The sequence below is a fragment of the Allocatelliglobosispora scoriae genome (genome assembly GCF_014204945.1).
Classification (GTDB): Bacteria; Actinomycetota; Actinomycetes; order Mycobacteriales; family Micromonosporaceae; genus Allocatelliglobosispora; species Allocatelliglobosispora scoriae.
On record NZ_JACHMN010000002.1, the window covers coordinates 3,243,814 to 3,261,548 of the forward strand.

At 68.9% G+C, this 17,735-nt stretch carries 19 protein-coding genes; 9 read left to right on the forward strand and 10 right to left on the reverse strand.

Annotated features, from left to right (window positions below; genetic code table 11):
* Nucleotides 1-79 precede the first annotated feature (79 nt).
* Nucleotides 80-1,264, forward strand: a complete 1,185-nt coding sequence (locus tag F4553_RS20365; RefSeq protein ID WP_184838310.1) for a homogentisate 1,2-dioxygenase — start codon at nucleotides 80-82, stop codon at nucleotides 1,262-1,264.
* A 12-nt stretch (nucleotides 1,265-1,276) separates the two neighbouring features.
* On the opposite strand, the gene F4553_RS20370 is transcribed toward F4553_RS20365, so the two are convergent.
* From F4553_RS20370 to F4553_RS20385, 4 genes are all read right to left on the reverse strand, one after another.
* Entirely contained in the window at nucleotides 1,277-1,663 is a 387-nt protein-coding gene (locus tag F4553_RS20370; RefSeq protein ID WP_184838312.1) for a PPOX class F420-dependent oxidoreductase, read from the reverse strand.
* A gap of 90 nt (nucleotides 1,664-1,753) precedes the next feature.
* Nucleotides 1,754-2,230: a 2-C-methyl-D-erythritol 2,4-cyclodiphosphate synthase gene (gene ispF, locus F4553_RS20375; protein ID WP_184838313.1), complete on the reverse strand. Its 477-nt coding sequence runs from the start codon at nucleotides 2,228-2,230 to the stop codon at nucleotides 1,754-1,756.
* Nucleotides 2,227-3,003: a 2-C-methyl-D-erythritol 4-phosphate cytidylyltransferase gene (ispD, locus tag F4553_RS20380; RefSeq protein ID WP_184838315.1), complete on the reverse strand. Its 777-nt coding sequence runs from the start codon at nucleotides 3,001-3,003 to the stop codon at nucleotides 2,227-2,229. The genes ispF and ispD overlap by 4 nt, the downstream gene beginning before the upstream one ends.
* 50 nt (nucleotides 3,004-3,053) lie before the next feature.
* On the reverse strand, nucleotides 3,054-3,539 hold the full coding sequence (locus F4553_RS20385; protein WP_184838317.1) for a CarD family transcriptional regulator: 486 nt from the start codon (nucleotides 3,537-3,539) through the stop codon (nucleotides 3,054-3,056).
* A gap of 298 nt (nucleotides 3,540-3,837) precedes the next feature.
* Here F4553_RS20385 and F4553_RS20390 point away from each other — a divergent pair, with 298 nt between their 5' ends.
* From F4553_RS20390 to disA, 5 genes are all read left to right on the forward strand, one after another.
* Nucleotides 3,838-4,230: a hypothetical protein gene (locus tag F4553_RS20390; RefSeq protein ID WP_184841291.1), complete on the forward strand. Its 393-nt coding sequence runs from the start codon at nucleotides 3,838-3,840 to the stop codon at nucleotides 4,228-4,230.
* A 4-nt stretch (nucleotides 4,231-4,234) separates the two neighbouring features.
* Complete coding sequence (locus F4553_RS20395; RefSeq protein WP_184838319.1) at nucleotides 4,235-4,900, forward strand: UbiA family prenyltransferase; 666 nt, start codon at nucleotides 4,235-4,237, stop codon at nucleotides 4,898-4,900.
* A gap of 97 nt (nucleotides 4,901-4,997) precedes the next feature.
* The gene (locus F4553_RS20400) at nucleotides 4,998-5,720 is read left to right on the forward strand and encodes a hypothetical protein (RefSeq protein ID WP_184838321.1); all 723 of its coding nucleotides are present in this window, start codon (nucleotides 4,998-5,000) and stop codon (nucleotides 5,718-5,720) included.
* A gap of 89 nt (nucleotides 5,721-5,809) precedes the next feature.
* A complete protein-coding gene (gene radA / locus F4553_RS20405) occupies nucleotides 5,810-7,240 on the forward strand; it encodes a DNA repair protein RadA (protein WP_184838323.1) in 1,431 nt (476 codons plus the stop codon).
* Nucleotides 7,241-7,257: 17 nt separating this feature from the next.
* Entirely contained in the window at nucleotides 7,258-8,358 is a 1,101-nt protein-coding gene (disA, locus tag F4553_RS20410) for a DNA integrity scanning diadenylate cyclase DisA (RefSeq protein WP_184838325.1), read from the forward strand.
* A 1-nt stretch (nucleotide 8,359) separates the two neighbouring features.
* Here the strand turns inward: disA and F4553_RS20415 are convergent, their stop codons facing one another.
* From F4553_RS20415 to F4553_RS20425, 3 genes are all read right to left on the reverse strand, one after another.
* Nucleotides 8,360-9,046, reverse strand: a complete 687-nt coding sequence (locus F4553_RS20415; protein ID WP_221469955.1) for a hypothetical protein — start codon at nucleotides 9,044-9,046, stop codon at nucleotides 8,360-8,362.
* A gap of 62 nt (nucleotides 9,047-9,108) precedes the next feature.
* Nucleotides 9,109-9,660 carry a peptide deformylase gene (gene def, locus F4553_RS20420; RefSeq protein WP_184838329.1) on the reverse strand — a complete coding sequence of 184 codons (552 nt, stop codon included), beginning with the start codon at nucleotides 9,658-9,660 and terminating at the stop codon, nucleotides 9,109-9,111.
* The gene (locus F4553_RS20425; RefSeq protein ID WP_184838331.1) at nucleotides 9,657-10,172 is read right to left on the reverse strand and encodes a glycine cleavage system transcriptional repressor; all 516 of its coding nucleotides are present in this window, start codon (nucleotides 10,170-10,172) and stop codon (nucleotides 9,657-9,659) included. Before F4553_RS20425 ends, def begins: the two co-directional genes overlap by 4 nt.
* A gap of 18 nt (nucleotides 10,173-10,190) precedes the next feature.
* Here F4553_RS20425 and F4553_RS20430 point away from each other — a divergent pair, with 18 nt between their 5' ends.
* A complete protein-coding gene (locus F4553_RS20430; protein ID WP_312875279.1) occupies nucleotides 10,191-11,075 on the forward strand; it encodes an iron-sulfur binding domain-containing protein in 885 nt (294 codons plus the stop codon).
* A 39-nt stretch (nucleotides 11,076-11,114) separates the two neighbouring features.
* Nucleotides 11,115-12,005, forward strand: a complete 891-nt coding sequence (locus tag F4553_RS20435; protein ID WP_312875280.1) for a polysaccharide deacetylase family protein — start codon at nucleotides 11,115-11,117, stop codon at nucleotides 12,003-12,005.
* A 57-nt stretch (nucleotides 12,006-12,062) separates the two neighbouring features.
* Here the strand turns inward: F4553_RS20435 and F4553_RS20440 are convergent, their stop codons facing one another.
* The 3 genes from F4553_RS20440 to lysS form a co-directional block, all read right to left on the reverse strand.
* The gene (locus tag F4553_RS20440; RefSeq protein WP_246466422.1) at nucleotides 12,063-14,600 is read right to left on the reverse strand and encodes an ATP-dependent Clp protease ATP-binding subunit; all 2,538 of its coding nucleotides are present in this window, start codon (nucleotides 14,598-14,600) and stop codon (nucleotides 12,063-12,065) included.
* A gap of 272 nt (nucleotides 14,601-14,872) precedes the next feature.
* The gene (locus F4553_RS20445) at nucleotides 14,873-15,235 is read right to left on the reverse strand and encodes a histone-like nucleoid-structuring protein Lsr2 (RefSeq protein WP_184838333.1); all 363 of its coding nucleotides are present in this window, start codon (nucleotides 15,233-15,235) and stop codon (nucleotides 14,873-14,875) included.
* A gap of 88 nt (nucleotides 15,236-15,323) precedes the next feature.
* Nucleotides 15,324-16,826, reverse strand: coding sequence for a lysine--tRNA ligase (lysS, locus tag F4553_RS20450; protein ID WP_184838335.1), 1,503 nt, complete (start codon nucleotides 16,824-16,826; stop codon nucleotides 15,324-15,326).
* Between the two features lie 104 nt (nucleotides 16,827-16,930).
* Between lysS and F4553_RS20455 the strand changes: the two genes are divergently transcribed.
* Entirely contained in the window at nucleotides 16,931-17,683 is a 753-nt protein-coding gene (locus F4553_RS20455) for a class I SAM-dependent methyltransferase (protein ID WP_184838337.1), read from the forward strand.
* Nucleotides 17,684-17,735: the final 52 nt, after the last annotated feature.

Below are 17,735 nucleotides of genomic sequence, written 5' to 3' on the forward strand. Positions count from 1 at the left end.
CTATGCGGAGCGGACAAGTGCGTCCGATAATCGGACAAGATTGCTCGCAAAGCGGGCAAAGATCTCTAAGGAGGACGTGATGCCGTACTACCGCAGGGTGGGCGAGGTTCCTCCGAAGCGGCACACGCAGTTTCGGCAGCCCGACGGCTCGCTCTACGCCGAGGAGCTGATGGGTCAGGAGGGCTTCTCCTCCGACTCGTCGCTGCTCTACCACCGGTTCGCCCCGACGGCGATCGTCGACGCCCGGCATGTCGAGCCACCCGAGATCGTCCGCACGCCGAATCTCCCGCTCAAGCCCCGCCACCTGCGTACCCACAAGTTGAGCGGAACCACCGACCTGCTGGGGCGCGCCGCGCTGCTCGCCAACGACGACGTGCGGATCTCCTATGCCGTGCTCAGCGAGCCGACGCGCCTCTACCGCAACGCGACCGGTGACGAGTGCCTCTACCTCGAGTCCGGCTCGGCGACGATCGAGTCCAGCTTCGGAGCGCTGGCGGTGACCGCCGGGGACTACGTGATCATCCCGACCTCGGTGATCTACCGCGTGGTGCCGAGCGAGGAGACCCGCGTCCTGGTGATCGAGGCATCCGGGCACATCGGGCCGCCCAAGCGCTACCTCAGCGTGCGCGGCCAGCTCCTGGAGCACGCTCCCTACTGCGAGCGCGACCTGCGCGGACCCTCGGAGCCGCTGCTCGTCGACGGCGGCGAGACCCCCGTGCTCGTGCGCAACCGGCGCGGCTGGACCGAGCTGGTCTATCAGCGGCACCCGTTCGATGTCGTGGGCTGGGACGGCTGCCTCTACCCGTGGGCGTTCTCGATCCACGAGTTCGAGCCGATCACCGGCCGCGTGCACCAGCCGCCGCCCGTGCACCAGACCTTCGAGGGACCCAACTTCGTCATCTGCTCGTTCGTTCCGCGCAAAGTGGACTATCACCCGCTGTCGATCCCGGTGCCCTACAACCACCACAACGTCGACTCCGACGAGATGCTCTTCTACACCGGTGGCAGCTATGAGGCGCGCAAGGGTTCCGGGATCGGCCAGGGCAGCATCTCGCTGCACCCGTCCGGCTTCACCCACGGCCCGCAGCCGGGTGCGGCCGAGCGGTCGATCGGCGTGGACTACTTCGACGAGCTCGCCGTCATGGTCGACACCTTCCGGCCGCTGGACCTCTGCGAACCGGGCCTGAGCAGCGAGGACGAGGGCTACGCCTGGACCTGGGCGACCCGCCCGCCGGCTGCGGGACTGGACACGGCCACCGGCTGAGCGCGCCCGAGGTCAGTGGACGATCACCTTGGTCGGGGTGATGCGGCAGACGACGCGTACGTTGGCCGGGTTGTCGTCCCAGTCCCTGCCCGTGTAGCGGCGGGACATCTCGTTGATGAGCTCCGGACCGCCCTCCTGCGTCAGCGAGGCCTCCCCGCGAATCTCGGCGTAGAGCAGCGGGTTCGCCGGGTCCAGCAGCATGAGCGACACCTGCGGGCGGCGCTGCATGTTGAGCGTCTTGCGGCGGCCGAGGATCGTCGAGAAGACGACATCGTCGCCGTCGCGCTTGACCCAGATCACGCTGCTCTGCGGCGATCCGTCGGGGTTAACGGTGGCGAGCGTGGCGTAGACGTTGGAGTCGAGCAGGCGCTTGGCGAGCTCCGGCAGTTCGGTGGTCATGCACGGCATTAACGCACGCGCCCTCGTTTTCTTCCAGCAGGGCCACGCCGCGCCCGCTGCTCGTCGCCCCGCACGAAACGGTCCGGACGCTCAGGCGGCTGGTCCCTGTAGCAGCGTGACCGCGATCGCGGCGAGACCCTCGCCCCGGCCGGTCAGCCCGAGCCCGTCAGTGGTGGTCCCGGAGACCGTGACCGGTGCCCCCACCGCGGCCGAGAGCACCGCCTGCGCCTCGTCGCGCCGCTTCCCGATCTTGGGAGCAACGCCGATGACCTGGATCGAGACGTTGCCGATCTCGAAGCCGGCCGCCCGCACCCGACGGGCCGCCTCCGTGAGCAGGGTGACACCGGAGGCACCGGCCCACTCCGGTCGGTCGGTGCCGATATTGGCGCCCAGGTCACCCAGTCCGGCGGCGGAGTAGAGCGCGTCGCAGGCGGCGTGGGCCGCGACATCGGCGTCCGAGTGGCCGGCGAGCCCGTCGATGCCCGGCCAGAGCAGGCCCGCCACCCAGCACTCGCGGCCCGGTTCGAAGGCGTGCACATCCGTGCCGACACCCACCCGGACGTTCACTGGGCCTCCCCCAACAGCGCTTCAGCGATGATCATGTCGATCGGTCTGGTGATCTTAAGGGCCAGCTCGGAGCCCGGCACACACTGGACCGGCAGGCCCATCCGCTCGACCATCCCCGCGTCGTCGGTGTGCTGGTCGGTGGCGTCCTGATGAGCCTTGACCAGCACCGAGCGGCGGAAACCCTGCGGCGTCTGGACGGCGCGCAGCTCGGCGCGGTCGACCGTCGCCACCACGGCCTCGCCGGGGGTGACCCGCTTGATCGTGTCGACGACCGGCAGCACCGGGATGACCGCATCGTGGCCACCGCGGACCGCCGCGGCGACGGCGTCGACGAGCGCGGGCGGCGTCAGCGCCCGAGCGGCGTCGTGCACCAGGATGATCTCGAATTCGGCCGGCACGACGGCGAGCGCGTTGGCGACGGACTCCTGCCGACTGACACCGCCGCCCACGACGATGATGGCTGGAGCAGTGCTCTCGCCACCGACGACCCAGTGCGGGGGAACCGCCTGGACGTGCGCGGCGAGACCACCGCCCGGCACGTCGAACGACTGGGCGAGCAGCGCCGCGACCGAGGCCTCACCACCCGGCGGCGCCGCGACGACGATGAGACCGACCGAGTCGGCGGCACCGAGGCGTCGAAGCGCGTGCACGAGCAACGACTCGCCCGCGAGCTCTCGCAGTGCCTTGGGTGCACCCGGTCCGAGTCGCAGGCCGAGGCCCGCAGCAGGAACAAGGACCGCGACGTCACCGCGCGGATTTCTCTGCGCAGTCACGTCGCGGTCCTCACGTTGAATCAACTGAACGTGTAGCTGGAAGGAAGGGCTCAGGCCTCGTGCAGCACCTTGTCGAGCAGCATTTCAGCCTCGTCCTTGGTGCTGCGCTCAGCAAGCGCAACCTCGCCGACGAGGATGTCACGAGCCTTTGCAAGCATGCGCTTCTCTCCCGCAGAGAGGCCACGCTCGCGCTCGCGCCGCCAGAGGTCACGCACGACCTCGGCGACCTTGAGGGGATTGCCGGAGGCCAGCTTCTCGAGGTTGGCCTTGTAGCGCCGCGACCAGTTGGTCGGCTCTTCGGTGTGCGGAGCGCGGAGAACGTCGAAGACCTTCGTCAGGCCTTCCTCTCCGACAACTTCGCGCACGCCGACGATCTCGGCGTTCTCAGCGGGCACCCGCACCGTCAGGTCGCCTTGGGCGACACGTAGGACGAGGTACTGCTTTTCCTCACCCTTGACGATTCGGGACTCGATAGCCTCGATGAGTGCGGCCCCGTGGTGGGGGTAGACAACGGTCTCGCCGACACTGAAAACCATAGGTACGAAACCCCTTTCGCTGTGTCTAGGGTAACACGGACCTCCACAGATGTCCCATCCCGTGTGGCTTCGTTAGCGCAGCTCACAGGCCATGTGATGGGCGCTTCGTCCCCTTGACACCCGCGCGATGACATGCCGCGACTACCTTTCGTGGTCGCACGAACACCGTACGTCCCATTCAGGTCTGTGCCCCCGGAGCCAATCAGAACCGGCTGAGAGACTGGTGCCCGGCCGCAGAGAAGGGCAGACTGAAGGTCAGGGCGCGCTGTGGAAGCGCTCGCACGGCAGGAGTCCGGCGATGGGCACGCAGGGGTTCGGGCTTCCCGACCTCCCTCCCGAGTGGGGCGAGGTCGTGATCCCCGATGACCCGGCAGAGCTCGACGCGGAGGCGGAGATCATCCGCCGGGAGCTGCGCCGAGAGAATCGACGAGCACGGCGAGCAGCACGGTTGCTCACCTGGCGCCGACGGCTGCGGATGCCCGACAAGCTCGACGACCCCGAGGAACCCTCGCTCGCGCTGCCGCTCATCGTCCTCGGCATCGCCGTCCTGATCACCGTTCTCGGCCTGATCATCGTCACCTGGCCCGGCCTGAGCCAGCCCGCCCCCGCACCCTCCACCCCTGTCGACGAGTCCTTCACGTCCGCTAGCGTCAGCCCGACGGTCTCACCCAGCTCGACGATCTCGAGGTAACGACGTGACGGTGTCGCCGGCCCGTATCGGGTCCTGGCTGGGTCGACTCATGCGCTGCTGCCATCCGGAGCCGGTCGTCGCCGTCACCGCCCTCACCGCGCTCATCGCCGTCATCGCCGGGCACAGCGCCGGGGGAGTGGCGCTCGTCGCGGGCACCATCGGGATGAGCCAGCTCTCCATCGGGTGGGCCAACGACGCGATCGACGCCGGTCGGGACCGCCACTCCGGGCGCGACGACAAACCGCTGGCGGCGGAGTGGGCGGGCGGGCGGCGTACCGTCGCGGTGGCGAGCGCGATCGCCGCGGCCGTGACGATCGGGATGGGTTTGAGTGCAGGCCTCACGGCCGGGCTGGTCGTGACCGCCGGGCTGGTCGGCGGCCACCTCTACAACTGGCCGCTGAAGTCGACCGCCGCGTCGATCGTCCCCTACCTCGTCTCGTTCGGCGCGCTGCCGGCCTTCATCGTGCTCGCGGTCCCCGTGCCGCTGCCGGTCCCGCTCATCGTGGCCGGAGCGCTCTTCGGCGGCGCGGCACACCTGCTGAACGTGCAGCCGGACCTCGCCGACGACGCGGCGACCGGCATCCGGGGACTGCCGCACCGGCTCGGTCCGGAGCGGTCCAGAGCCCTCGCGGCCCTGCTAGTCCTGCTCGCAGCGGCGGCGATCATCTGAACTCAGCGGGTCGCTGCCAGGCGCCGATCTTCGGACACTACGCTGATCGCGGCAGTTGGGGCTCAGTCGAGCCCATGTGGTCTCAGGGAGGACCGACGTGACGCGCGTGATCAGGGGGACCGGTCGGGCGATCGTGCTCGCAGGGCTGGCCGCAGCCGCCGCCGTAGCAGTCTCGGCCTGCGGTGCCGGCCAGGTGACACAGACTTCCGACCAGGTCGCAGCCGTGCCCGGTTTCAGCCTCACGGCACCGGTGGCGGGCGGTGGCAGCGTCGGCGTCCGCAACATCACGGTGGACTACAGCGGCGCCAAGCCCTACGCCAAGGGCGCGAGCGCACCGCTGGCATTGTGGATCTTCAACGAGACGGCGAAGCCGGTCGACGTCGAGATCAAATCGACCAGCGGGTCAGCGGTGACGATCGTCGGTGGCGCTGTGACGACCATTACCCCGTCGCCCAGCGCTTCCGCCGGCGCCAGCGCCGCGCCGAGCGCCAGCGCGTCGGTGAACGCGAGTGCGTCGGCGAGCCCGGCCGCGCCGAGTGCCTCGGTGAGCGCTTCCGCGAGCCCGACGGCCGCTGCGAGTTCGGCACCCGCCGGCAAGCCCGCCAAGGTGACCATCCCGGCGAACGGCTACGTGGTGCTCTCCAAGGCAGCCGGTGCCTTCGCGCAGATCAACGGTCTGACCGAGGAGCTGGTGCCGGGTGCGTCCGCGCAGCTGACCTTCACGTTCTCCAACGGCGTCTCCTTCGACGCCGAGGCGCCCGTCGGCAGCCCGCTCTCGCCGCTGCCGCGTACGCCGATCGAGGGCATCGAGCACGAGTAGCAGCGCGATAAGCATCAAAACGGCCGGGGTCGACGCGACCCCGGCCGTTCTCGTCGCCGGGCGTCGTACGCGTTCAGTAGGGTCGAGCCGTGACCGTTGGACCGGCAAGAGCGACCAAGGCGACGGCGAAGGCCGCCCGCCCGGCATACGAGTGCGACGCCTGCGGATTCCAGCCGCCCAAGTGGCTCGGGCGCTGCTCGGAGTGCGGCGAGTGGGGCTCGATCGTGGAGTCCACGATGGGCCCGGCGCTCGGCACGATGCGCAACGTGGCCCCGCGCCAGCCCAGCGAGCCGGCCCGGCCCATCGCGCAGATCAGCGCCGCGCCCGCGCGAGCCGTCGCGACCGGTGTCAGCGAGTTGGACCGTGTGCTCGGCGGCGGCATCGTCCCCGGCGCCGTGGTCCTGCTCGCCGGTGAGCCCGGCGTCGGCAAGTCGACCCTGCTCCTCGATGTCGCCCAGCAGTGGGCCGCCGGTTCCGGCTCCCACGCGCTCGTCGTCAGCGGCGAGGAGTCGGTGAGCCAGGTCCGCCTGCGCGCGGAGCGGATGAACACGCTGCACGAGCGCCTCTATCTCGCCGCCGAGACCGACCTGGGCGCGGTGATCGGGCACCTCGACGCGGTCAAGCCGGGCCTGCTCGTGCTCGACAGCATCCAGACGATCGCGATGCCGGGCGCCGAGGGCGTGCCGGGCGGGGTGACCCAGGTCCGGGCGGTGACCGCCGCGCTCGTCGCCATCGCCAAGGAGCGCAACATCGCCACGATCCTGGTGGGCCACGTCACCAAGGACGGCAACGTGGCCGGCCCCCGGGTGCTGGAGCACCTGGTCGACGTCGTGCTGCACTTCGAGGGCGACAAGCACTCGTCGCTGCGGCTCGTCCGCGGTCTGAAGAACCGCTTCGGCGCCGCCGACGAGGTCGGCTGCTTCGAGATGCACGAGGGCGGCATCACCTCCCTGCCCGACCCGTCGGGCCTCTTCCTCACCCGCTATGCCCAGCCCGTGCCCGGGACCTGCTGCACGGTCGCGATGGAGGGGCGCCGCGCCCTCGTGACCGAGGTGCAGTCGCTGATCGGCGCCCAGGTGCCGGGCTCGCCGCGACGGACGGTCTCGGGGCTCGACTCGTCGCGGCTCGCCATGGTCCTCGCCGTCCTGCAGCGCCGCATCCAGAGCCTGCACCTGCACGACAAGGAGGTCTTCGCGGCGACGGTCGGCGGGATCAGGGTCGTCGAACCGGCCGCCGATCTCGCCGTGGCGCTCGCGGTGGCGAGTGCCGGGCTCAATCTGGCGATCACCGGCCGGCTGGTGGCGATCGGCGAGGTCGGCCTCACCGGCGAGGTGCGCCGGGTGGGCGCCGTTCCCCGCCGGATCGCCGAGGCCGCCCGGATCGGCTTCACGTTTGCGCTGGTCCCGACGGGTTGCGGCCCGGAGGCGAGCGGCACGACAGCGCCGAAGGGCATGGAAGTCCACGAGGTCGACGATCTGCAATCCGCTCTGCAATGGGCCGCCCGGGTCTCCGCAGCGTAAGACCTTAGACTGATCCCGTGCCGACCGAACGTGAGCCAAGCTGGAGCGCCACCGCAGGCGACCCGCTGCGCGCGACGCTGGCCAGGGTCGCCCCGGGCACGTCGCTTCGGGACAGCCTTGAGCGCATCCTGCGCGGCCGCACCGGCGCCCTGATCGTGCTGGGCAACGACAAGGTGGTCGAGTCACTCTGCACCGGCGGGTTCCCGCTGGATGTCGAGTTCACCGCGACCAGCCTCCGCGAGCTCTGCAAGATGGACGGCGCCGTCGTGCTCTCCACCGACGGCACCCGGATCGTCCGTGCGGCCGTGCATCTGATGCCGGACCCCTCGGTGCCGACCAACGAGTCCGGCACCCGGCACCGCACCGCCGAGCGGGTCGCCCGGCAGAGCGGCTACCCGGTGATCTCGGTGAGCCAGTCGATGCGGATAGTGTCGCTCTACGTCAGCGGGCAGCGGCACGTGCTCGACGACTCGGCCTCGATCCTCTCCAAGGCCAACCAGGCCCTCGCCACGCTGGAGCGCTACAAGCTGCGCCTCGACGAGGTGAGCGGCACCCTGTCCGCGCTGGAGATCGAGGACCTCGTCACGGTCCGCGACGCGGTCTCGGTCGTGCAGCGGCTGGAGATGGTCCGGCGGATCTCGGACGAGATCGCGGGCTACGTGGTGGAGCTCGGCACCGACGGGCGGCTGCTCTCGCTGCAGCTCGACGAGCTGATGGCCGGGGTCGACTCGGACCGCACCCTCGTCATCCGCGACTACCTGCCCCTCGGGCGCAAGGCCCGCACCGCCGACGAAGCCCTGGTCGAGCTCGACCTGCTCACCGCCAACGACCTGATCGACCTGGTCGCGGTCGCGAAGGCGATGGGGTACCCGAGCTCCGCCGACGCGCTCGACGCCGCCGTCAGCCCGCGCGGCTTCCGGCTGCTGGCGAAGGTGCCCCGGCTGCCCGGCACGGTCGTCGACCGTCTCGTCGACCACTTCGGCAGCCTTCAGCGCCTCCTCGGCGCGACGGTGGAGGACTTACAGGCGGTGGACGGGGTCGGCGACGCCCGCGCCAGAGGCGTGCGTGAGGGCCTCTCCCGGCTGGCCGAGGCCTCGATCCTCGAACGCTACGTCTGATCTACCTGATGGTGATTTTCACCGGGGCGCTGATCTTGGTGCCGACCCGGGCGTAGAGGCGGTAGGTGTTGCCCGCCACCGCGACGTCGCCACCCGCGTGCTTCGGCGACGTCTTCGTGCACGTCGTGCTGTAGCGGCCGTTCCACGCGACGTTGAACGACATCTCCAAGCCCTGGTTGAAGCTCTTCAGGTTGGTGCCCCGGGGTGCGTCGCAGTCGTCGGACGACCACACCCGCTCGGTGCCCTTGACGATCCACAGCTCCTGCAGGTCCGGGCCGATGTCACGGGTGCAGGTGCGGCTGCCGATGTTTTTCACGTAGAGGTAGAGGATCGTGGTGCCGCCCTTGGCGGTGCTCGCGGGCGAGGCCTTCGCCGTGACACCCAGCTCCTCGTCGCCGCAGAGCTTCGGATCGCCGCCGACGACCGGTGCTGAACTCGTCACCGTGCTCGGCGCGACGCTCGGCGACGGTGCGACCTGTTCGGACGGTTGAGGAGACGGCGAGACGGCGGCAGCCGTCGAAATGATGCCCGTCACCGTCGCCTTGGGCGGGCCCTGGGTCGGATTACCCGACGCGTCGGACTTGGTGGACCCGCTGCAGGAGTAGAAGACGAGCAGGACCGCGAAGAGGGCCGTGCCGAGCACGACCGCACGACGTCGCCAGTAGACGGACGACGGCAGAGGTCCCACCGTGAGTCTCATAATGCGCACACGCTAACCGCCATATGCCAGAACACAAAGCCGCGACACGGCTACAAGTAAACCTTCCGCTGGTAGATCGCATGAGCACTGCTCACCCGGTCCAGGAACAGCTTGCCCGAGCAGTGGTCGATCTCGTGCTGCAGAGCCCTCGCCTCGAAGGCGTCGGTGGTGATGGTCACCGACTGTCCCGACCCCGGCAGCTGACCCGTCACGACCACTCTGGACGCCCTTTTCACGTCCCCCGTGAGGTCGGGCACCGACATGCAGCCTTCGCGGCCCGGGCGCCACCTCGACGCCTCGACCACGGTGGCGTTGCAGAGGGCGAACGAGCCGTGCAGCGTGGCGGTCTTGGGATGCGCGCCCACATCCACCACGAAGAGCTGCGCCGAGACGCCTACCTGCGGCGCGGCGAGCCCGACACAGCCCGGCGAGACCGCCATCGTGGCGAAGAGGTCGGCGGCGAGCCGGATCACTGCCGGGTCGGTCGGATCGACCGGGTCGCCCAGCCGGGCCAGGACCGGATGGGGAGCACCGACCACGGTCAGCACGCTCCCCTCCCCCAGGGACGCCGGACCCGCCCAGCCCTCGATCGGCCCGGTCACAGCAGATCAGCCTCGGCGCGGCGGAGCGACACGTCGACACCGAGGGTCACACCCACCTCGGCGAGCCGCTCCTTCAGACCGTCGGCCAGGCTCGGGCCCAGCTCCACCTCGGCGACGAGGACGTAGAGCGGGCCGACGAGTCTCGTCGACAGATCGGTGATGTTGCCGCCGGTCTCGGCCACCACCCGCGTCACGGCCGCCACGATGCCCAGCCGGTCCGCGCCGTGCACGCTCAGCAGGTAGGGCTCGCCGGTGGGGGCGGGGTCCGCGTCGGGCGCGATGTCGCGTACCTCCGCGAGGAGCCGGCCGTCGGCGGTGAGCGGGCGGAGCGCGGCCTCGACCTCCGCGGACGCCAGATCTCCCGCGCAGATCAGCGTCATCGCGAAGTGGCCGCGCAGCCGGGTCATCGTCGAGTCGGTGAGGTTCGCGCCGAGCGCGGCGAGCGCGCCGGTCACCTCCGCGACGATCCCGGGACGGTCGTGTCCGATGACGGTTACCGCGAGCTCGGTCATGTCTGGGAAGGTTACCGGGTGGACTTGGGCACGCTTCTCCTTGACTGGTACGCCCGCGAGGCGCGAGACCTTCCCTGGCGGCACCCGGATGCGGGCCCCTGGCCGATCCTGATCAGCGAGGTCATGCTCCAGCAGACACCGGTGCACCGGGTGCTCCCGGTCTGGCACGAGTGGGTCGAGCGCTGGCCCACCCCGGCGGACCTGGCCGCGTCGAGCGCAGGCGACGCGATCCGGGCCTGGGGACGGTTGGGCTACCCGCGACGGGCGATGCGCCTGCACGCGTGTGCTCAGGCACTCGTGGAGCGCCACGGTGGCGTCGTGCCGCAGCGGCTGGACCAGCTCCTCGCGCTCCCCGGCGTCGGCGACTACACGGCGAGAGCAGTGCTCGCCTTCGCATTCGGACAGCGGCACCCCGTCGTCGACGTGAACGTCCGCCGGGTCGCCGCCCGCGCCGTGACCGGGGTGGCGGAGCCCGGCCCGGCGACCACCCCGGCCGACATGGCGATCGTGGAGGCGCTCCTGCCGACCGAGATCGCCGATGCGGCGAAGCTCAGCGCTGCACTGATGGAGCTCGGCGCGGTCACCTGTGTCGCCCGCAACCCGCGCTGCGGCGACTGCCCGATCGCCGGGGTCTGCGCGTGGCGGGCGGCGGGATCCCCCGTGGACGAGCAGGCGCCTCGCCGACGGACGCAGAAATACGAGGGGACCGATCGTTATGTGCGGGGACTGATCCTCGCCGAGCTGCGGGCGGTCCCCGATCCGGTGCCCGCGTCCCGGGTCGATGTGCTGTGGCACCTGCCCGAGCAGCGGGAACGCGCACTGGCGAGCCTGCTCGCCGACGGCCTCGTGACGAGGCACGGCGTGAGCCACTACACCCTGCCGTCGGGATTCCCTCAACGTTGACTCGATGACAGCGCATAAATTCCGCAATACGCTTCGCGGGTGACCACACCCCCACACCGCCGTGGCCTCCGGCGGCACCTCGCCCTCGTCCTGGTCCTGCCGATGCTGCTGCTCGCGGCGTGTGGCACCCAGTCGGACAAGGACCCGACGTTCGCGTTGCCCAGCGGCCTGCCGACGCCCAACCCGGCCCCGACGGAGTCCGCCACGCCGAGCGCCTCCGCGTCACCATCGGCGAGCGCCGGCCCGACGAAGGGCTCCACGGTGAAGGGCATCGACCTCTACATCAGTCAGCTGCCCACCTTCGACGCGGCGCCGCCGCCGACCGCGATCGACGTCTCGGCGGGTGACAAGTCGCCGCTGTGGTACCAGGTGCCGACGACGGACAAGGTCGCCTTCCTCACGATCGACGACGGCGCCCTGGAGCACCCGGCGGCCCTGCCGCTGCTGCAGGCGTCCGGTGTCAAGGTCACCCTCTTCCTCACCTACAACTTCGTGAAGAACAAGGTGGCGTACTTCAAGAAGCTGCAGGAGGCCGGGGCGGTGATCGAGAACCACACGATCTCGCACAAGTCGCTGCGGGGCCTGTCCTACGCGGCACAGAAGGCCGAGATCTGCGGCGCCGCCGACAAGCTGGGCAACCTCTTCGGGCGGCGGCCGAAGCTCTTCCGACCGCCCTTCGGCAACTTCGACCAGACCACCCTCAAGGCGGCTCGGGACTGCGGCCAGATCGCCGTGCTGCACTGGCGCGAGACGGTCGACAAGGGCATCGTGCGCTACCAGTCGAGCCCGCACCTGGTGAAGCCCGGGCACATCCTGCTGATGCATTTCCGACCGGCGTTCGCCGACGACTTCGTCGGCGCGCTCAAGGCGATGAAGAAGTCCGGTGTGCAGCCGGCGCTGCTGGAGGACTACATCCTCGGCGCTTCCTAACCTCGCGAAGCACAAGGAGGGCGGACCCACCAGGGTCCGCCCTCCTTTGTGCCTTGCTTACGCTGCCGCGACCTCGGCGGGCGGGCTCTCCGGCTCAGCCGGAGTCTCGACCACCGCGGGTGCGGGACGGTTGCTGCCCGTGAAGATCAGCTTCGAGTTGTCGATGTCGGCGGGGTCACCCTCGACATCGACCACGATGAGCTGGCCAGCCTTGATCTCGTTGAACAGGATCCGCTCGGAGAGCGAGTCCTCGATCTCACGCTGGATCGTCCGGCGGAGCGGACGGGCACCCATGACCGGGTCCCAGCCCTTCTTCGCCAGCCACTTCTTGGAGTTGTCGGTCAGCTCCAGCGTCATGTCCTTGTTGCGAAGCTGAGTCTCGATCCGCTTGATCATGATGTCCACGATCGACAGGATGTTGGTCTCGGCCAGCTGGTGGAAGACGATGGTGTCGTCGATGCGGTTGAGGAACTCAGGCCGGAAGTGCTGCTTGAGCTCGTCGTTGACCTTCTGCTTCATCCGCTCGTAGTTGGAGTCCAGGTCGTTGCTGCTCTGGAAGCCGAGCGACACCGCCTTGGCCACGTCACGGGTGCCCAGGTTGGTGGTCAGGATGATCACCGTGTTCTTGAAGTCCACGATGCGGCCCTGGCCGTCCGTGAGGCGACCGTCCTCCAGGATCTGGAGCAGCGTGTTGAAGACGTCCGGGTGAGCCTTCTCGATCTCGTCGAAGAGGACCACCGAGAACGGCCGACGCCGCACCTTCTCCGTGAGCTGCCCGCCCTCGTCGTAGCCGACGTAGCCGGGAGGGGCACCGACGAGCCGGGAGACCGTGTAGCGGTCGTGGAACTCCGACATGTCGAGCTGGATCAGCGCGTCCTCGCTGCCGAAGAGGAACTCGGCGAGCGCCTTGGAGAGCTCGGTCTTACCGACGCCCGAGGGGCCGGCGAAGATGAACGAGCCGGCCGGGCGCTTCGGGTCCTTGAGACCCGCCCGGGTCCGGCGGATCGCCTTGGAGACCGCCTTGACCGCGTCCTCCTGGCCGACGACCCGCTTGTGCAGCTCGTCCTCCATGCGGAGCAGCCGAGCCGTCTCCTCCTCGGTCAGCTTGTAGACCGGGATGCCGGTCCAGTTGGCGAGGACCTCGGCGATCTGCTCGTCGTCGACCTCACTGACGACGTCGAGGTCGCCCGCCTTCCACTCCTTCTCCCGCTGAGCCTTCTGCGTGAGGAGGGTCTTCTCCTTGTCGCGCAGCTGCGCGGCCCGCTCGAAGTCCTGCGCGTCTATCGCGGACTCCTTGTCCCGCCGGACCTGAGCGATCTTCTCGTCGAAGTCGCGGAGGTCTGGCGGTGCGGTCATCCGGCGGATGCGCATCCGGGCGCCGGCCTCGTCGATCAGGTCGATCGCCTTGTCCGGCAGGAACCGGTCGGAGATGTAGCGATCGGCCAGGTTGGCCGCAGCGACGAGGGCGGCGTCGGTGATGGTCACCCGGTGGTGCGCCTCGTAGCGGTCGCGCAGACCCTTCAGCATCTCGATGGTGTGCGCCACCGACGGCTCGCCGACCTGGATCGGCTGGAAGCGCCGCTCGAGGGCTGCGTCCTTCTCGAGGTGCTTGCGGTACTCGTCGAGCGTGGTGGCGCCGATGGTCTGGAGCTCACCACGGGCCAGCATCGGCTTGAGGATGCTGGCGGCGTCGATCGCGCCCTCGGCCGCACCCGCACCGACGAGCGTGTGGATCTCGTCGATGAACAGGATGATGTCGCCGCGCGTGCGGATCTCCTTGAGAACCTTCTTCAGGCGCTCCTCGAAGTCACCGCGGTAGCGGGAGCCGGCGACCAGGGCACCCAGGTCAAGCGTGTAGAGCTGCTTGTCCTTGAGCGTCTCGGGCACCTCGCCCTTGATGATCTTCTGGGCCAGGCCCTCGACGACGGTCGTCTTGCCGACGCCCGGCTCGCCGATGAGCACCGGGTTGTTCTTGGTCCGGCGGGAGAGAACCTGCATGACCCGCTCGATCTCTTTTTCCCGGCCGATCACGGGGTCGAGCTTGCCCTCCCGCGCCGACTGGGTCAGATTGCGACCGAACTGGTCCAGCACGAGGCTGGTGGAGGGGGCGGTCTCGCCCGGTGCCCCGGTGCCGGCGCCGGCTGGCTCCTTGCCACCCTGGTAACCGGAGAGAAGCTGAATGACTTGCTGGCGGACCCGGTTGAGGTCCGCTCCGAGCTTGACGAGCACCTGCGCCGCCACGCCCTCACCCTCGCGGATGAGGCCGAGCAGGATGTGCTCGGTGCCGATGTAGTTGTGGCCGAGTTGCAGTGCCTCGCGAAGCGACAGCTCCAGCACCTTCTTGGCGCGAGGGGTGAACGGGATGTGCCCGCTCGGCGCCTGCTGGCCCTGCCCGATGATCTCTTCGACCTGCTGGCGGACGCCCTCCAGCGAGATCCCCAAGCTCTCCAGGGCCTTCGCGGCGACACCCTCGCCCTCGTGGATCAACCCGAGCAGGATGTGCTCGGTTCCGATGTAGTTGTGGTTGAGCATCCGGGCCTCTTCTTGGGCCAGGACGACCACCCGACGCGCCCGGTCGGTGAACCGCTCAAACATCTCCGAGCTCCTCACTTCTGCCGCTGGTCCGCCGACTAAGCATCTGCGGCTTTCCCATCACTCTATCGCCGAACCCCGACATAGCCGGGGTGCGCAATCCATCGGTACGGTCACCGTCATGTAACTTCGGGTCACCCTACGTTGACGACAAAGCGGCCAGAACGGGACATTGCCCCCGCTGGCCGCCGTCGACGACGCCATTTGAGCCAACCTCACTCAACACCGAGGTGTTCCGGTGAGGCACGCTTGTACGCGCAGAGCGAAATGACGACTTACTTACCGCCCGACTTCGTGTAGGCCGTGATGATCTTCTCGGGCACCCGGCCACGCTCCTTGACCTGGTGTCCGTTGGCCGACGCCCACTTGCGCACGCGGGAGTTGAACTCCTTCTGCTCCGCGAGGGCGCCGGTGCGGCGAACCGTCGTCACCCGGGCGGGGCGGCGGCCGGTGGTCGCACGATCCACCTTCGTCGCCACCGCCACGTAGGGCGCCAGAAGTTCCCGCAGCTTGGTGTGGTTGGCGGGGCCCAGATCGATCTCGTAGGTGATGCCGTCGATGCCGAACTTGACTACCTTTACGCCCTCTTCGGATCCGTCGAGGTCATCCTTGTAGACGACGATCTCGTGCCGTGCCATGAGCCATTCCTCCATCTTCGAAGAAGCCGCCGACCCGCCAGATTCCGCACCGGCAGGTCGACGCTATTCGCGATGAGGATAGCGCGTCTTATTCTGGCCGGACCAGTGGGAAGAGGATTGTCTCGCGAATTCCTAGTCCGGTGAGCGCCATGAGCAGTCGGTCGATCCCCATACCCACCCCGCCGGAGGGCGGCAGACCATATTCCATCGCGCGCAGGTAATCCTCGTCAAGGGGCATGGCCTCGGCGTCTCCCTTCGCCGCGAGCTTCGCCTGTGACTCGAAACGCTCACGTTGAATAACTGGGTCAACCAACTCCGAATACCCGGTGCCGAGTTCGAATCCCCGCACGTAAAGATCCCACTTTTCGGTAAGACCCGGCTCGCTGCGGTGCGCCCGCGTCAGCGGGCTCGTCTCCTCGGGATAGTCCTTCACGAAAGTCGGCTGCTGAAGAGAAGCCACGACGAGTTCCTCGAAGAGCTCCTCGGCGAGCTTGCCCGGGCCCCACTTAGGGTCGACACCCAGGCCGATCTTCTCCGCGAAGCGCACCAGCGCGGCATAGGGAGTCCGCACGGTCACCTCTTCGCCGAGCGCTTCCGAGATGGCACCGTAGAGGGTGATCGAAGGCCATTCGCCACCCAGATCGAATTCCGAGCCGTCGGCGTGGGTGACGACATGCGAACCCGCCACGGCGAAGGCCGCCTCTTGAATCAGCTCCCGTAGCAGCGTAGCCATCGAATTGTAGTCGCCGTAGGCCTCGTAGAACTCCAGCATCGCGAACTCGGGCGAGTGCGAGGAATCGATCCCCTCGTTGCGGAAGTTGCGGTTGATCTCGAAGACCTTGTCGATACCTCCTACCACACAACGCTTGAGATAGAGCTCCGGCGCGATGCGCAGATAGAGGTCGATGTCGAGTGCATTGGCGTGCGTCACGAAAGGCCTGGCCGCAGCACCACCGTGCAGCAATTGCAGCATCGGGGTCTCCACCTCGACATAGCCCCGGTGGTGAAAAGAGTCACGAAGCGAACGCACTGCCGCGGCTCTCGTTCGCACCATGTCGCGCGCCTGTGGCCGCATGATGAGGTCGACATAGCGCTGGCGCACTCGCGCCTCTTCCGACATCGGCTTGTGCGCCACCGGAAGCGGGCGCAGCGCCTTCGCCGTCATCGCCCAGTCGTCGGCGAGCACGCTCAGCTCGCCACGCCGGGACGTGATCACCTCGCCGCTGATGCCGACCTGGTCACCGAGGTCGACGAGCCGCTTCCAGTCGGCGAGCCGCTCCTCGCCGACCTTGTCGAGAGAGAGCATCGCCTGCAGCTGGGTACCGTCGCCGTCCTGCAGCGTCGCGAAGCAGAGCTTGCCGGTGTTGCGGATGAAGATCACGCGGCCGGTCACCGCCGCGACCTCGCCCGTCTGCACATCGATGCCGAGATCGGCGTGTCGCGCGCGCAGCTCGGCGAGGGTCGCAGTCCGCGGATAACCCAGGGGGTACGCGTCGACGCCCGACTCGAGCAGCGCCTCGCGCTTGCCCCGGCGGATCCGCATCTGCTCCGGAAGGTCTTCAACGGGTTCGAGGCCGGGCTGATCGGACATGGCGGAATGCTCCTGCGGGCGTAGTGAGGACGTCGGATGCGGTCGCATCAGCCTACCGATGCACCTTGATCACCTTGCCGCGGTCGGTCGGTATCGTGTCGCCCATGACCAGCGACGAACATCGCCTCGCCTTCGGTGCCGCTGCCTCGCTCTACGACCGGGCCCGGCCCACCTACCCCGCTGAGGCGCTGACGTGGACGTTTGCGCCGCTGGGTGCCGGTCCGCTGCGGGTCGTCGACCTCGGCGCCGGTACAGGGCTGCTGACCCGGGTCCTGCTCGCGGCGGGACATGAGGTGATCCCCGTCGAGCCCGACGCGGGCATGCGGGCGGCGCTGGCGGCCGCCACGCCGGGTGTCACCGCGCTCGCCGGATCCGCGGAGGAGATCCCGCTGCCCGACGGGAGCGTCGACGCCGTGGTGGCCGGGACGGCGTACCACTGGTTCGTGCCGGAACGCGCGCATCCGGAGGTCGCCCGCGTGCTGCGCCCCGGCGGCGTCTTCGCGCCGATCTGGAACGACCGGGACACGACCGAAGACTGGACCATGAAGCTGGCCGCGATCATGCGCAGCTATCGGGGCTCCTTCGAACGCCGCCACGAACTCGACCGGACGATGACCTTCGGCGATCTCTTCGGTCCGGTGGTCAAGGCGGAGTTCCGCCACGCCGTCCCGCAGACCCCGCAGGGATTGGCCGACCTGATCGCGTCGAGGTCGTATTACCTTGTGGCCGACGAGGCGAGGCGGCAGGAGATGCTGGACGACGTGGCCGCCCTCTGCGCCACCCACCCGGACCTGGCCGGCCGTACCGCTTTCGACCTCCCATACGTCACAGCGGTCTACCGGGCGGTGAGGCACTGAAATTCCCGTTGATCAAGGGAAGACTCGCCGCATTTCGGACACCCGACATGGT

Bases quoted from the DNA above. Each gene is read 5' to 3' on its own strand.
- F4553_RS20425 (WP_184838331.1), bottom strand. From the start codon at position 10,172: ATGACCGAGCTCGCGGTAACCGTCATCGGACACGACCGTCCCGGGATC.
- F4553_RS20385 (WP_184838317.1), bottom strand. From the start codon at position 3,539: ATGGTTTTCAGTGTCGGCGAGACCGTTGTCTACCCCCACCACGGGGCC.
- F4553_RS20370 (WP_184838312.1), bottom strand. From the start codon at position 1,663: ATGACCACCGAACTGCCGGAGCTCGCCAAGCGCCTGCTCGACTCCAAC.
- F4553_RS20390 (WP_184841291.1), top strand. From the start codon at position 3,838: ATGGGCACGCAGGGGTTCGGGCTTCCCGACCTCCCTCCCGAGTGGGGC.
- F4553_RS20440 (WP_246466422.1), bottom strand. From the start codon at position 14,600: ATGTTTGAGCGGTTCACCGACCGGGCGCGTCGGGTGGTCGTCCTGGCC.
- lysS (WP_184838335.1), bottom strand. From the start codon at position 16,826: ATGTCCGATCAGCCCGGCCTCGAACCCGTTGAAGACCTTCCGGAGCAG.
- F4553_RS20365 (WP_184838310.1), top strand. From the start codon at position 80: ATGCCGTACTACCGCAGGGTGGGCGAGGTTCCTCCGAAGCGGCACACG.
- F4553_RS20445 (WP_184838333.1), bottom strand. From the start codon at position 15,235: ATGGCACGGCACGAGATCGTCGTCTACAAGGATGACCTCGACGGATCC.
- F4553_RS20455 (WP_184838337.1), top strand. From the start codon at position 16,931: ATGACCAGCGACGAACATCGCCTCGCCTTCGGTGCCGCTGCCTCGCTC.